Below are 15,302 nucleotides of genomic sequence, written 5' to 3'. Positions count from 1 at the left end.
ATTTCTTGAGTTGAGAAATGCCTGTATAAGCATTTCTCAATCTGCTTTTCTACAAGCGACTGGTTGCTCTGGTCGCTTTTGTACCTGCCTTAATTTTTAAAACACAATAATTTTTAATCACGCACTGATCAATCTGGCACGTATAAAAGCTGATGCAGAAAAAAAATAATCAAAAGCACAACATTACTGATGATTTACTCCGTCATACTTTTAAAGTAATTGGCAATGATCAATAAAAATAAAATGATTATTTGATTAAAAATTCAAGAGAAAAATCACAAATAATGATCAATTCAGAATTTAGATTTTAATCATCTAAAAGAGAAAATAGACAGCATCCCAACCAAATTTAAAAAAGCACCTTTCGGTGCTTTTAAAATCAATCTTTAGCAGATTCATCAGGTGGAACTTCGGTAATTCTCCCACCACGCGCTAAAAATGCAGCGACTTCATCTTCCAACGCTTCACGCTGTCTTTTTTTCGCTGTCACAGTGAGTGTTTCAGCTTCAGCTAAATCTGTATCTGAAACTGTCGAATCACTTGCCGCAGCACCTTTTTCAGCCGCTTTAGCTTCATCATCGTCTACTGCATGATCTTCTGAATTATCATCATAATCATTTGTATCTGTCATCTTTAACTCCCCATCAATGACGTCAATGTACCATCCGAAAAATGGTGATGTTTTACAGAGAAATGTATCAAGCTCTTCGCCATTCGACTAGTATCTAGATACACAAAATCGTGTTTTTTTTCATCAAATTCGTAATGTTGTTTAAATGATTGGTTAAAAAATATCAGAAATCCAATTAAATGGCATATTGCGTGCTTTTTAAATTTGCCAACCCATTGGCTTGTGCCATAAATTGATCTTTTAAAAATGGCATATTTTCAACTTGTTTGAAGCCAAAGTTACGCGCCCAAACCAATGGAAATATTTCCGCAGTTTCTAAAAAACCAATCATCGACATACTATGCATCATGGCATCGTTTTGCCCTTTGCGTTGGTGTTCATAACGCTTTAAGGTTTGTTCATGCGCCCATACGCCACGCTGTTTATCTTTAAGTAATACATCACACAGAATAGCAGCATCTAAACACCCGATATTTACGCCTTGTCCTGCTAAAGGATGAATCACATGCGCTGCATCACCAATCAAAGCCAGCCCATCTTTTACATAACGTTGTGCTGCACGTGCCTTAAGTGGAAATTGAGCCCGCGGTGTCGCTTCAATGATCTTGCCCAACATATGATGACTTTCACGTGTCAGTAATTCACAAAAATCAGCATCATCTAAGCGCGCATATTCTTCTGCATAATCATCAGGTAAGGTCCAAACGATTGAAATCCAGTGTTCAACTTGCTCAGGCTTTAAACTTGCCATCGGTAAAAATGCCAATGGGCCAGTCGGATGGAAAATCTGACGAGCCACATATTGGTGCGGTTGTGTGGTACGAATCGCACATGTCAAACCGGCTTGTTGATAATCTAAAACATCAAGATCGATAAATGCTTGATCACGAACAAATGAGTTTGCGCCATCTGCGCCAATCACTAATTTGGTCTTTAGCTCAGTCCCATCTGCAAGTTTAATGATCCAACAACCTACACCCTGCTCTACTCGCACAACTTTAACTTGAGTACGATAATCTTGCAGTTGCTCCAACATTTGCTGTTGGATGGCAAGGTTTAATAAACTTGGTTCAACCATTGAACCTAAGCTTTGCTCAGCTGTAGGAAAGCTTTCTGAGGCTTGCCCAAAATTAATTTCGCCATAGCCATTTTTATTCCAGACTTGCATACCGGTATAGGGCATTTGGCGAGCAATTTTTTCCCACACATTCACTGTTTTTAACAAGTGAATCGTGGCTTGGCTCAAGGCTAAAACCCGTGGATTAGCAACAGCTAGCGTTTTTTCAGCATCTAAAATAGGGGCTGCATCTAAAACTGTGGCTTGTACACCGCCCTGTGCTAAAAGCAATGCGGTTAAGCCACCCACCAGACCACCACCAACAATCACCACATCTAACGTATCTTGCTGTGTCATGCTTTTAATCCCATTGCATAATTGGCAACCAAAGGCTTAATCCCCGGAATCACATCAAAAGCTACCAAGCCAGTATTACGCAATAATTTTAACACTGGGTTTTGATTACTAAATCCACGCACTACAGAATCACAGAATTTAATCACACGTTGCTGATCAGTTAAGCGAGATTGTTCATAGGCCTTTAACATCTCAGGTTGACCAATATCATCAGATTGCGCAATTTGCGTTGTAATATAACGCATCAGGACATCTGCATCACGCATACACAAGTTAAAACCTTGTCCAGCAACAGGATGAATCGTATGAGCGGCATTGCCCATCAAAATCACCCGACCCACCGCTTGTTTTTCAGCAAGCACTTGTGCCAATGGGAAGCTAAAACGTTTACCAGTTTTTTGGAATTTACCTGCACGATCACCATAGGTTTGCTGTAAAGCATCGAGGAAATGCTGGTCATTTTCATCACCTAACCATTCATCTTCTGTGCCTTTTTTCACTGGCCAAACCACTGAACGACGACATTCCCCAGGCAGTGGAAGCAATGCCAATGGACCTAAATGGCTAAAGCGTTCAAAGCCCACTTGATGATGTGGTTTAGAGGTTTGTACTGTTGTGACAATTGCCACCTGATCATAATCATGTACATCCACCCCAACACCTAAAGCTTGGCGACAGAAAGAATCACGACCGTCTGCAGCAATCAACAGTTTGGCTTTAAGTGAATGGGTATATTCTTCACCACGATTGGCTTCAACATATACATAGTCACCCTCTTGTTTTAGTGAGGTGACTTGTACACCATCAATCAATTCAATTAAAGCTTGCTGGCGAACTTGAGTCAGTAGTACACGGCCTAGCCATGCATTTTCAATCACTTGCCCAAAACTTTCGACTTTTTCTTGATCTGCGACTAAGCGTGCTTTACCAAAACTGCCTTGTTCAGTGATATGCACTTCGAGGATAGGAGTTGCATGTTCTTGCAAAGCATCCCAAAGACCGAGTTTTTGATAAATTTGTACGGTACGACGTGATAACGCGGTATTTCGTGCATCAAAACTGGAATGATAGGGTGCAAGATTGGCATCATCATAATTTGGATATTTCACAGCCTCTAAAAGCTTTACCGCAATATTGGCTTTTGCCAACATTAGAGCCAAGCTCAGCCCAACCATTCCACCGCCGACGATGATGACTTCTTGTTGCATGCTTTTATCCTTTCTATATGTGATTCAGCGTACTGAATACTTATAATCTTGATTGATTTCATATTACATCAAGCAAAGTTATTTTTATATTGAAATAGGAAATTGTTGGCTGTATTTGTACTGAATCAATACGCTATTTTTAACATAAGTATGAAAATTAAAAATTTCATTCCGAGAATTAAGCATGTTATTTAGCTCGGCCGATATAGCAACTTAAAAAGATTGTACAAATAACAAGCATGAAGAATAGAACATGGATAAAAATCCGATTTTAATTATTTAAAAGCGTGTCATTTAATTCAATAGACTGATGGGGCTTACTGAATAACCCGCGACATTCAAGCATTCAATTTTTATAGATTATCCATAGCACAAAATCCCTACCCAACTCACAAATCAGTCTGGTAAGGATCAAGAAAGTAAAAAATCAGAAACAATAACAGTCACATGATTAAATGTGGAATTAGAATGACATCTTAAGATTTAGATAATATTGACGACCACGTACATCGCTATATTTACTGAGATAACCTTTTGAGCTTGACATATCCACAGTGTAGTCATTGAATAAATTCTGAATACCAAAGCCCACTTCTGCCGAATTAAGCTTATTGGATTTAGCAAGCGGCAATTTAGCTTTGGCAAAGACATCATGATAAATTTGATCATTAATTTTTAAGGTTTGAGTGTCTTTACCTGTTTGATTTAAAATTGCTAACGCATCTTTGATTGTATACGAACCATAGTATTGCGCTGCCCAACCAAATCCCCATATATCATTGGGCTTTAAGTATATAGATGCATTGGCACGATGTTTAAGCGGATAATCATCTTTGTTACTTCCCATCGCTAAGAAATCGACAAAAGACGTATCGACTGAATCTTGCCGTTTAAACTCACTTACATAGGTATACCCTAAATTAAACGAGGTATTTCCAACGGCACTATCAAAAGCATAACTGAGATTGGTATCAATACCTTTGGTTTTTAAACCTAATGCGTTAAATGAAGTCGTATCAATTGAAGTCACATCGCCATTGGCATCACGTTTTACGCGGTTGCCGTATGTATCTTGGTTATCTAGAATATACTGCGCACCTACAGACGTAATATTATTAGTTTTTTTAATCTGATAATAATCAACCGACAAACGTAAGTTTTCAATCATCTCTGGGGTTAATACCACGCCAAAATTATAACTTTTTGATTTTTCTGGCGTAATATTTGGACTACCACCAGAAATAATATCTGTGCCATTTCCCAATATTTTTCCTGTAACAGGGTCTTTGAGTGTAGTACTGGTATTTTCAGAAATCGTTGGTAATGCCAACTGATTCATGGTCGGCGTCACAAAGCCTTCACTATACGAAGCACGCAACATTATTTGATCATTTGGTGCAAATTTAAAACCAATCGTTGGCGAAATTGCATCAAATTTAGCTGTACCTGTGTCGGTATAACCGAGTAACTTTGACTTATAACCTGTTGCAGGATCAGCTTTAGGATCATACTTCGGCACTTTTGCTGATACTTTAAAGTCTTCATAGCGCGCTGCTAACTGCATCTCAAGTAATTTGGCAAAACGAAAGTTATATTCTGGCGAAAGTAAAGGGACGGTAAACTCTGTATACGCACTTGACCCCTGTATTTTACGTTCGGTCGGTTTAACCCATGGATTATCGACATATTGGTGATCAGCAAAGCCTTCACTTTCATAGCGGCGATGTTCAATTCCTGTTGCCAATTGAATATCCCCTGCATACCATGTTGCGACGGGTCCAGTGGCACGTATAGACATATCGTTTAAAGTTTGCTGTGTGTTATTTTTGGTGTAATGCCAATATTTTTGAATAATGTCTGTAGGCTTTGTGGTGTAATCTTCAAGAAAATTAATTAAGTTATTTGCAGTGTCTTTATTCCATTGCGTTGATTTTGGATTCACATTTCCCTTACGAATATAACGCTGACGAATATCTGATTTACTCCAAGAATAATCTGCGGATAATAGCCACTTTGGGGTTAATTCAAAGGTAAAACCAGTCGCTGCTTTTTTCTGCGTGGTTTCAAAAGTGTCTTTAGACCAAGCACCAAAACTGTCCCTATTTAAAGTGTAATTCACCAAAACATCCTTACCGAATGGATTGTATGGACTATCTTTACTTACAGTGACCACACCAAAACCATGTGGCGCATCATTATATCCCCAACCTTTTTCGCGATCATAGCCAGCTTCAAGGAAGAGATTTAAACGATCGCTAAAGTCACGATTTATTGAAATAGCAACAGATTCAGTATCTGTATCATATAAAATTGGGGAATCTCCAGACCATCTACTCACGCCTGTGCCTAATCCTAGTGCATAGCCTTTACCTAACTTGCTAATATCACCATTCCAGCCCTTTGGAATATGAGCGGTAGAAGAACCGCTGCCAGGAATAAGCTCTGATCCATCTTTTGAGCGAATATTGGTTAAGTTTCCTGCTGGTGGATTCTCTTTTGGACCGATTAACGCGTTAGGATTATTTTTTAAAATACTTTGGCGTTGTTTGTCTTTGTGGCCTCGCTCTCGATCCAACAACCCATCCTGACTTTTTTTAGATACCATAAGCATCACATTGGTACGATCCTCTTCTAAAGCAAAGCCCGATACAAAGTTGAATGACTTCACTGGCTGTTTATCATCTGTAGTATTGGCATATCGTAAATCCAGATCTGTACCAACATAATCCTTACGCAACACCACGTTAATTACCCCACCAATTGCACCACTACCATAAATGGCTGCTGCTGAAGTCGGTAGAATCTCTATTCGTTCAATTGCTGCCAGTGGAATATTATTTAAATTCGGTTGTTGTGTTGATTCTGCTGTACCTCGATTTCCTGTACCAGCACTGCGACGACCATTAATTAAAACCAATGTTTGATTGGCACCTAAACCACGTAAATTAATTTGGCTAGACGTTGCAGTAAAATAGTCCGTGTTATTTGTTGAAGTTGCCATTGGAAGCAACTTAGTGAGTGCTTCTGTCACTGTCGTTACACCAGAACGTTCAAGTTCGTCTCTCTCAATTAAAGTATAGGCTTGTACATCATCCTCGGTGCGAGGGATATCCATATTACCCGACTTATAAGCAACTGGTTTTTCTTTAGATTTTCCGGATGCTGTTACTGCAATTGTTGGTAATGCTAGTGTATTTTGTTCTACATCTTTAGCAGATGCGGTAGGAGAAAAAATGATTCCCATTATCGAAAAGTAAAGTGTCGTTCTAAAAGAAATAGGAGAAATTATGGAGATAGTATGTGTTTTCATAAAGTTTTCTATAAATTACGTAACCATTACAAAGCATACACATTAAAATACAGAATTCAATGAGAATAATTATCATTTGCAATTATGCTTATAAAAACACACCATTGATACTCTAAATTTTAATGTTGTTATTTTATTTATCTAATTGAATTCAATAAACTAGCTTCTCACCAAAAGATTTCTTTTTCTCTTTTTTTATGACAGTATTTTTTTACAAATGTCGTTGACAACTTTTTAAGCAAATATAGACATAATTAAAAATCTAAAGAAATTGACTTATATTGATCTAAACAAAATCGTATGGCTACATCCTATGGTTAGTATTTAAATCTAGGACTCCCCACACCCAATACAAAAGCTTAATAAAAAACCTAAGAGAGGCTAAAAAACACTAAACAAGCACAATAATATAATCTAGTTTAACAATAAAATTAATCAGTAATTTTAGAAAGACAGATAATTAAACTTAGAATATAATTAACATAAACCATCCAATAAATTAAAAAATCAAACATTTAATTATAAATATTTTGTATCAATTAAATATTTCTTCAGAATTGCATCATAAATCTAATTTTGATAAAAACTTAAATACAAAAACTTGAGTATACATTCATGAAAAAAACTAAAATATTAGGTGTTGTTTTATTTTTATTAAGTTCAACAGCATATGCAGATAATCTAAATATTAAACTTTATGACACCTTTAAAACAGTTGAGCATATATCTTCAGATGCAACAATACAGTCTCAATTACGAATAGTTCTGGGTCAAGATTATTCAAATTTTTATCAAAATATAGAGACTTATGCTTCTCCATACAAACTAAAAACTGCTAATGCACTTTATTATGAAGGAAGAAATAAAGAGTTTACAGCCTATTCAGCAGCGACTATTTATGAGGATGGAAGAGTGTTTGCTGCGATATTTGATAAGAAAAATAATATTCTAAAATATTTTACAAATGATGCTAGCTGTACAACAGATTTACACCCAACAATCAAAGCCTTTTCAAAACAATTTATCACTCCTAAAATTGTTTACGTTAATTCAAATAACAATTCAATTCTTAGATTTAATATTAATCAAAAATCTAACTGTAGCTCCTATATTACGCCATCAACTCAACTACAAAGTAAAATTAAATCAAGAGCCTTCAGTAATCAAGAAGCTGCAAGAAATGTTGCAACAGATATATGGGGTGCATCTATTGCAAATTCTTGGGATTATAATGAAGAAGTTGGAGTAGTTTTATCACAAGCAGTCAATGCTATTAAAACTTGTTCTGCTAATTTTAATTTAGTTCCAAAGCCACCTGGATATGGATCAGCTCCTGGACTTGCATATATCGGAAAATATTTCAGTAACATTTTAGCTTATATTACTGGTATAAAAAAACAACCAATATATAGAACTTGTATTGTCACAGTAGCAGCGAGCTATAGAACTGCTATGCAACTAGCCTCCTTAGGAATATAACTAAGTTGAGCTTATCAATTTGGATTATACTATTCTTTATTAATTCATTATTTTGGAAATGGGTTATCTCTTGGGGCGGTGCAGAATTAATTAAAGGCTGGAAAGCTGGTCTATTTTTTGATTGGCTTGTTGCAGATTTAAATACTGAACAAATTAGAGCCTATGCTTTATTTGTTTGGCTAGTTTCAGGAATTTGGTTCCTTTTAGGAATTTTTATTCCTGAACTTAGATTCTATAGTTCGAGTCAATAAAAAACCGATTGCCCAATCAAGTGATAAAAAATTCATTCCAGCAGGTTGGCGATCTATAGGGATATGACTATATTGAATAAAATCTTTTAGGCCTTGTTTACCAAAATGTAGGTCGATAACTTCTAATTGTTGACTCGTTAATTGAATATTCTTATTTGTGATGTTACTTGGCTGACATGCCAATAAAGAACAGGACATTACCGTCAAAAAAGTTGAAATAAAACTGGTTCTCATATGTATCACTATGATTTACTCTTATTTCTATTTAAATATTTTTATTTATTTCAATCATAAAACCTAGACAATCTCTCTTATTATCTCCCAAAGCTGGAAATATAGCCCAATGCTTTAACAAGGTCGTTTCAGTAAATCCTGTTTCAATCAGAACGTTTCGTGATTTCACATTTTCTGCATCACAAAAAGTCTCAATTCTTTTAAGCCTACTGTTATTTTTTAAATAGACAATGACAGCAGTGATTGCCTCTCTCATAAAGCCCTGCCCTTGAAATTTACCTCCAAGCCCAAAATGAATTTCTCCATGATCTCCTTTGTGAATAAACATCACAAGCCCCATGGCTAAATTGGTTTTGCGCTCACCAATAATCCAAGCAAAATCTTTATCATTATTTTTCCATTTTGTACCACTCCAATTTTCAAACATACACTTGGTTTGCTCAATATTGACATGTGGTCGCCTTTGTAAGTATTTTGAAGACTCCCTGTCTCCGCAATACTCATGAAAAAGTGAAATTTCATCACCTTCAACAAACTTGCGTAGAATCAAACGATTTGTTTCTACTGGCTTAGCTAAAACGGTGTAAGTATCCATACATACTCACCTTTCAAATTAAAAACTTATACTGACTTTGCCATCAACGCTTCAATATCTTCAATCGATTTCACCACATTTTTGGTCAAGACTACAGGACCCTGTTCAGTTGCAACCACATCATCTTCAATCCGGATACCAATACCACGCCATTTTGCATCCACTGTTTCATCATCAGGTGCGATATATAAACCGGGCTCTACAGTAACAACCATACCCTGCTCATAATTACGCCATTGACCATTTTCATCTTTATATGCGCCAACATCATGCACATCCATACCAAGCCAATGCCCTGTACCATGCATATAAAACTGACGATAGCGTTCAGATTCAATAATTTGCTCAACATCACCTTGCATAATGCCAAGGTTGACCAAACCTTCTACCATAATCCGTACTGCAACATTATGCGGTTCTTTATAAGAATGACCGATTTGAATTGCATCAATCGCAGCAATTTGTGCATCTAAAATAATTTGATATAGCGCTTTTTGTTCAGGGCTAAACTTACCATTTACAGGAAAAGTACGGGTGATGTCTGAGGCATAGCATTCATACTCAGCAGCCGCATCGATCAAGACCAAATCACCATCTTTTAAGAGCTGGTTGTTCTCAACATAATGTAAAATACAGCCATTTTTTCCCCCACCCACAATACTGTTATAGGCAGGTACACAACCATTCTGACCAAAGATATAATTCAACTCAGCTTCTAAAGCATATTCCATCATGTCAGGATGAACTTTTTGCATGGCACGCGTATGCGCATCTGCACTGATATTTGAGGCGATTTGCATCAATTCAATTTCTTGAACCGACTTATGCAAACGCATTTCATCTAAAATTTGATCAAGTTGAATCAACTGCGCTGGAACGCCAAAACCACGTCCAGATTCATTGGCTTTGGTAATCCAAGTACTGACCTTGGCATCAAAATCTGCACGTTGACCAATACGATAAAATAATTTTTCTTTATTTAAAATTTTGGCAATAATTTCTTCGTCAAGCAGATCAATCGCATAAGCTTCATCTGCTTCATAATCATCGACTGCACCATCAATTCCGGCACGGTAACCATTCCAGATTTCCATCTCACGATTACGTTCATGACAGAACAAGCTATAGATATATTCCTCACCAGTTTCATCTGTTTCTATGACTGCAACTGCTTGTGGCTCTGCAAAACCGGTTAAATAGAAAAAGCTACTGTCCGCACGAAACTTATAATCAGCATCTCGGTTACGCATGACTTCTGGACTGGTTGAGATAATTGCAATGCTATTGGGACCCATTTGCTCAGCGAGGCGGTCACGACGTTCCTGAAAATCTGCTTGAGTTAATTTCATTCTCTATTCAGCTTGTATTTCAGATGATTAATTTGGAAGAAGCTTTAACTTACAATTACGCTTAGATGAATGCAAATACTGATGACTCAATATTTGCATATTTTAAAATAATTTTATTATTTCTCTTGTTCTACGCTAAATCGCGACAATAGAACAAGCAAATCATTCCAAACTAAAAAATTTAACCCTTTACATCACTACTTTATTCAACTTCGATGTTTTCAAAGCGAATAAAAAGCACGGTAAAGGGAGCTGTAAAACCGACTACTCATCAAACATAGATGTTCTAAAGTTTAAGTTTCTTAGCTTTTTTTCTTAGTTTTAGCTTGGGCGATGTGGAGTAAACATCTCTACAACATTGTTACTTTCGGAAGCATCAATTGCCTGTTTCATTTTGCTATGAAAATTTTGCAATAGAGGGCTTTCTGACACTGGAACCTTTTTTCGTCCCATTGATAATGACACAGGGATCAAGCGTACAAATTCATACAATTCAAGATAGCTTGCTTCACCTTCATCATCGTCATCTGATTCATCAAACTCAACAGATGCGACATCTTGTAAACTTTCAATGAGCTCTTGCTCATCTGCGCGAATATGACCAGAAGCCAATCCAAAGCCAAGCACAACCCCTGCACACCAATCTGCCAGTGATTGTACACGCTCAGCCAATGTATGCTCGTCATCTGGAAGCATTGGAAGATAGTCTAAATCATCGTCTGAAAGCGCATGTGATACATCCTCTGCTTCCTCTGACAATAGCGCAAGCGCTTCATCGTCTAATTTTGGCACATCAAGCGTAGATAAAATTTGTAACCATTCATCTCGAGTCGGAACTTCAGTAACACAAACTATACCTGTCAGTAAGCCATGTAACTCACTCGGGCTTGAAATTTCCTCAATCCCCTCAAAATTTTGATTCCAATCTGACCAACCTGAAATATCGTCTTGCATTCGTTTATCCAATCTCTATACTTCTGTATATATTACCTTTGATTGCAAATCTGTGCGACCCGTTATGTTAGAACAATTACAGCGTCTACAGACGCATATTGGTGTTTTAAAAACACGAATTGAAACTGTTGAGAAAGAAAATGCATCGCTGTTAAAAGAAAAGGATAACAGCGAAGAGCAATCTCATGCCCAAATCAGCCATAAAAATAGCATTATCACCCAAAAACAAGATGAAATTGATACGCTCACTGAGCAACTCTCTCAGTTACAAAATCAGTTTCAACAGCTCAATACAGATGCCACATCTTTAGCAGAGCGTTATGGGCGTTTGGAAAAAAGCTGTACCGATTTAAAAAATCGTTTTCAGGAAATTTTGGCTGAACGTAATGAATTACGTGTGGTTAAAGAAAAAATGGCAAATGAACAACGCCATCACTTACAAGACATCAAAGGTCTTCAAGATGAGCGTGAACGTTTAATTCAAAAAAATGAACATGCCAAAACAAAAGTGGAAGCCATTATTCAACGTCTTTCGATTTTAGGGACTGAACAAGATCACCATGCGCAAGAAATCCAACAGCTTGCTCATCCATCAGAGTCTAATGAGGAAGTATGAGTATGTCTGAACATGTGACTGTAGAATTACGCTTAATCGAACAAAGTTTCCGTTTAGGCACCACAACAGATAAGCAACCAGAACTCGAACGTGCTGGTCGACTTTTAAATGAAAAGTTTCAAGAATTCCGTCGTAAAGCCCCGAATGTTGAACATAATAAATTGGTGATCATGGTGGCTTTAGAATTGATGCAAGAAGTTTTAGCCATGAATAAATCGTTACAAGAATATGCACAATGCGAACGTTTATTAGCGACCATGTTAGAAGATGTTGAAAAAGCGGGATAAACCGCTTTTTTTTCGTGCAATTGATTGGTTTTTTTATACTGTATTTATAAATTATGAGCATTGGTGATTTGCCACAATCCCCAAATTATGTATACTTAATATAACTCTAGGGTGTTCGCCAGTACGTCTATTCCCCTGCCGATACTTAAACTTATGGATGTGTTCTGTATATTTTGAGTGTATGCCCACCTTGAGTGGGAAACCCATTAAGTGTACGTCGCGTCCACCTTGAACTCATCGGGTTCAGGGTAACGACCATGCAGCGGCATCTCTGGAGTGTTTTATTTTTAAATCCTTATAAAATAAAAATTATAAATATATGTTGTAATATGCCTTTGATTCCATTTCCAAAAATATAGCCCTGATAGATCATAGTGGAATAACAATCTATTCTCTTTGATCCACCTTATAAGCTGATTAAGTCGGATCTACAGCATCATTCAAAAACTCAACTGATTCCAAACACAATTTTTTCCATTCAGCTGCAAATTCTTCTTCCGCTTTTTGTTTACCTAAATTTGTAACATATACAGGTTTTGATTCTGCATCAGCAATGATGACTTCTAAATTTTTTGCATTATTACTTAGTTCGCCTTTTAAATTAAATGCCATATTTAAATCAACACCAAACTGCCTTAACTGCATGATCATTCCAGCGCTTTCTGCAATAAGTTTGCAATGATCTATTTGATTTGCATAAATTTCCGAGCTAAATGATAAAAGCAATAAAATTCTCAATTTCATTTTTATAGTCCTTAGAATTTTTCTAATTACATTGATTATATGCATAGAGATCATCTAGCACCATCATGCTTCCAAACGATCTACTAAAATCACGAACATCATCGTTTACGTACGATATAAATTAGATATTTTTCTTTAGATAGATTGATATGAGCAAATAAGTTGAATTTTAAATGAAATCTTTTTAGCCAATCTTTATTCGACTTTTGGATATGGGCATGATCTATAAATTGATGAATCACTAATCAAATTGATAAGTGTCGTAAATCCAATCAATTAAGCAAAATTATTGGATAAATATATTCAAAAACTTTCCCTTACATTACTAAACTATAACCACAGCTCACCTGCTTTAAAAAAGAAGGCGAATGATCTGAAACAAAATTAACTATTGCAATGAAAACTCCCTCCTTTGAAAAGGAGGGTTTGGGGAGGATTTAAAATCTTTTTTTAGGCAAACGATTGAAGATAAATTTAATAAAATTACAATGCCAATAGATCATCCATCTAAGTACAAACCGTAGTGTTTTATAGATCAATATTGATTTTTGCATTTTTTTTTACTTTTCAATGCCCTTTTCTACATTAAGTTTTGCTATTGTCTTATTCATATACAAAAACCACTCAAAGGAGATTAGATCTACTTTACAAGCCTTCTTAAATCAGACAATGATAGAAATAAGTATAGAAAAAAAATAAGTGCACACAGAACAAAACATAAGGAAACTAAATATACTATACCTACTATACTTTGGCTTACATAGAATCCAGATGAAAAGAAATTAACTATAGTATTACCTTTAAAAATAAGCAAAGCCAGCAATGATCCTATGAATAAAAAAGACATAAATGATAATGCTAACTCCTTTATATACTTTGACCAGATTATTTCTAAATGAATGAGATTACCACTCTCATCATAAGTTTTCTTTAAAACTTGTTCCCATAAAAAAACTATTGGTGCAATTATCTCAAAGTTTGTAAAATTAGGATTTCTACAATAATAATCAACAAATTCATAAGTTACTAAACCGCTTCCAGATAATTTTTGTGCTGCAGAATTTTTAAGAGCCCTTTTCTGATACTCATTTAGGTCATTATTTATCTTTATTGCTGAAATTTCCTGAAAATATTTCTCTCGTCTATCAGAGCGTTCTTCAGCTTTTTTGAAACTATCCTTTCTATTTGTATAAAGCTCTATCAACTTATCTAAACTAATCATATTTGCTTGAAATCATACTTATCCTTATTGATCCTTTCATTCTATATGGATTTATTTTTTTATTGAAGAGCGTAATTTCTTTTCATTATTCCACTCAAATGCATAAATCTACATCACCTGCATTTCCCGCCCACTAGAGCTAAAATATATAGCTATGCCCTATACAAGCTCGATACTTTAAACTTATGTTACTACCTCTGAATTGCTATAAATCATCTAAGCCTAAGAAAAATATAGAAACAACACCAATCCAAGAGCAATCAAAGATATGATTAGCCTTACATTTATACAATTAAAGCTTTTGATGAAATTCCACATTTTGCTATCCCTTAGAAATGGCTAAGGAATTCTACTTTTTGGGGTTTAATTTAAAAATTATAAATTAGTCTGAGCTACAAAAAAATTCGACTGTAAAATAAGTATTTAAATATATGGTAATTATCCCAAGGTATTCATTTAAATATTTATAGACATTGTTTATAACTCATTGTAAAACTTTTTAAAAACTCACCTTGAGCATTATTTAATTGATAAACAATATTGCCTCGAGTTGTTTTTTTAAATACTTCAGACTCAAGTAAATCACTTTTACTACAGATGTTGTTTTTGGTCAGATTTTTATATTTGTTTTCATCAAATTTCTCGCTTAGATCTTCTGTAGACACAATCCCCTTTAAATCTGATACAAGCAACAATCCATTGCTAGTTAACCTAATTCTAGAAATGTTTGTTAAATCATCTGATTGATTGGGCTTAATGTTCGAAAAATTGTGATTAATCACTTTGACTAAGCCATTGTACAGTTCGAGATTAATGATATTGAATTGATCATCAACTGCACCAACTTGCAAAAAAGGTTCGTCTAATGGGCTCTGCGCTTTCAATTCAGCACACAGTAAAAAACTAAGTATAAACAATAAATATCGCAACTTGGTTCTCCTCATCAACAATCCAGTCATTAAAGTAAAACACTGCAAATACAAGTTTAAGCGAGTGCATAACGATAAC

General features: G+C 35.7%; 14 protein-coding genes and 1 other RNA gene. 5 read left to right on the top strand and 10 right to left on the bottom strand.

Translation table 11 applies throughout. The features are described from left to right. Positions 1-379 precede the first annotated feature (379 nt). From FHR28_RS20170 to FHR28_RS20155, 4 genes are all read right to left on the bottom strand, one after another. A complete protein-coding gene (locus FHR28_RS20170) occupies positions 380-631 on the bottom strand; it encodes a hypothetical protein (RefSeq protein WP_004722066.1) in 252 nt (83 codons plus the stop codon). A 175-nt stretch (positions 632-806) separates the two neighbouring features. Continuing rightward, positions 807-2,045 carry an FAD-dependent monooxygenase gene (locus tag FHR28_RS20165; RefSeq protein ID WP_166783400.1) on the bottom strand — a complete coding sequence of 413 codons (1,239 nt, stop codon included), beginning with the start codon at positions 2,043-2,045 and terminating at the stop codon, positions 807-809. After that, positions 2,042-3,253, bottom strand: a complete 1,212-nt coding sequence (gene ubiH, locus FHR28_RS20160) for a 2-octaprenyl-6-methoxyphenyl hydroxylase (RefSeq protein WP_034614245.1) — start codon at positions 3,251-3,253, stop codon at positions 2,042-2,044. Before ubiH ends, FHR28_RS20165 begins: the two co-directional genes overlap by 4 nt. A 463-nt stretch (positions 3,254-3,716) precedes the next feature. Further along, positions 3,717-6,563 (bottom strand): TonB-dependent receptor domain-containing protein, encoded by a 2,847-nt coding sequence (locus FHR28_RS20155; RefSeq protein ID WP_171527383.1) that lies wholly within the window; start codon positions 6,561-6,563, stop codon positions 3,717-3,719. A 615-nt stretch (positions 6,564-7,178) separates the two neighbouring features. Between FHR28_RS20155 and FHR28_RS20150 the strand changes: the two genes are divergently transcribed. Together FHR28_RS20150 and FHR28_RS20145 are read left to right on the top strand one after the other, a co-directional pair. Continuing rightward, positions 7,179-8,042 carry a hypothetical protein gene (locus tag FHR28_RS20150; RefSeq protein ID WP_166783399.1) on the top strand — a complete coding sequence of 288 codons (864 nt, stop codon included), beginning with the start codon at positions 7,179-7,181 and terminating at the stop codon, positions 8,040-8,042. A gap of 5 nt (positions 8,043-8,047) precedes the next feature. Further along, complete coding sequence (locus tag FHR28_RS20145; protein ID WP_166783398.1) at positions 8,048-8,293, top strand: hypothetical protein; 246 nt, start codon at positions 8,048-8,050, stop codon at positions 8,291-8,293. A 265-nt stretch (positions 8,294-8,558) separates the two neighbouring features. On the opposite strand, the gene FHR28_RS20140 is transcribed toward FHR28_RS20145, so the two are convergent. The 3 genes from FHR28_RS20140 to FHR28_RS20130 form a co-directional block, all read right to left on the bottom strand. Then, entirely contained in the window at positions 8,559-9,122 is a 564-nt protein-coding gene (locus tag FHR28_RS20140) for a GNAT family N-acetyltransferase (protein WP_166783397.1), read from the bottom strand. 26 nt (positions 9,123-9,148) lie between these two features. Further along, entirely contained in the window at positions 9,149-10,471 is a 1,323-nt protein-coding gene (gene pepP / locus FHR28_RS20135) for a Xaa-Pro aminopeptidase (protein WP_166783396.1), read from the bottom strand. Between the two features lie 321 nt (positions 10,472-10,792). Next, the gene (locus FHR28_RS20130; protein WP_004722079.1) at positions 10,793-11,425 is read right to left on the bottom strand and encodes a UPF0149 family protein; all 633 of its coding nucleotides are present in this window, start codon (positions 11,423-11,425) and stop codon (positions 10,793-10,795) included. Between the two features lie 64 nt (positions 11,426-11,489). Here FHR28_RS20130 and FHR28_RS20125 point away from each other — a divergent pair, with 64 nt between their 5' ends. From FHR28_RS20125 to ssrS, 3 genes are all read left to right on the top strand, one after another. Next, positions 11,490-12,041, top strand: coding sequence for a hypothetical protein (locus tag FHR28_RS20125; RefSeq protein ID WP_004722081.1), 552 nt, complete (start codon positions 11,490-11,492; stop codon positions 12,039-12,041). 2 nt (positions 12,042-12,043) lie between these two features. Next, positions 12,044-12,328, top strand: coding sequence for a cell division protein ZapA (locus tag FHR28_RS20120; protein WP_004722083.1), 285 nt, complete (start codon positions 12,044-12,046; stop codon positions 12,326-12,328). Between the two features lie 100 nt (positions 12,329-12,428). After that, positions 12,429-12,610: non-coding RNA, 6S RNA (gene ssrS / locus FHR28_RS20115), on the top strand. Positions 12,611-12,745: 135 nt separating this feature from the next. Here the strand turns inward: ssrS and FHR28_RS20110 are convergent. From FHR28_RS20110 to FHR28_RS20100, 3 genes are all read right to left on the bottom strand, one after another. Beyond that, entirely contained in the window at positions 12,746-13,072 is a 327-nt protein-coding gene (locus tag FHR28_RS20110; protein WP_166783395.1) for a hypothetical protein, read from the bottom strand. A gap of 640 nt (positions 13,073-13,712) precedes the next feature. Then, complete coding sequence (locus tag FHR28_RS20105; RefSeq protein ID WP_166783394.1) at positions 13,713-14,294, bottom strand: hypothetical protein; 582 nt, start codon at positions 14,292-14,294, stop codon at positions 13,713-13,715. Between the two features lie 464 nt (positions 14,295-14,758). Then, the gene (locus FHR28_RS20100; protein WP_228722113.1) at positions 14,759-15,223 is read right to left on the bottom strand and encodes a hypothetical protein; all 465 of its coding nucleotides are present in this window, start codon (positions 15,221-15,223) and stop codon (positions 14,759-14,761) included. Between the last annotated feature and the right edge of the window lie 79 nt (positions 15,224-15,302).

Origin of the sequence: Acinetobacter sp. BIGb0196, from assembly GCF_011759595.1 — a bacterium.
GTDB lineage: Bacteria > Pseudomonadota > Gammaproteobacteria > Pseudomonadales > Moraxellaceae > Acinetobacter > Acinetobacter guillouiae.
Note: the sequence above shows the minus strand (reverse complement) of the source record. Positions and strands in the feature narration are given on the sequence as shown.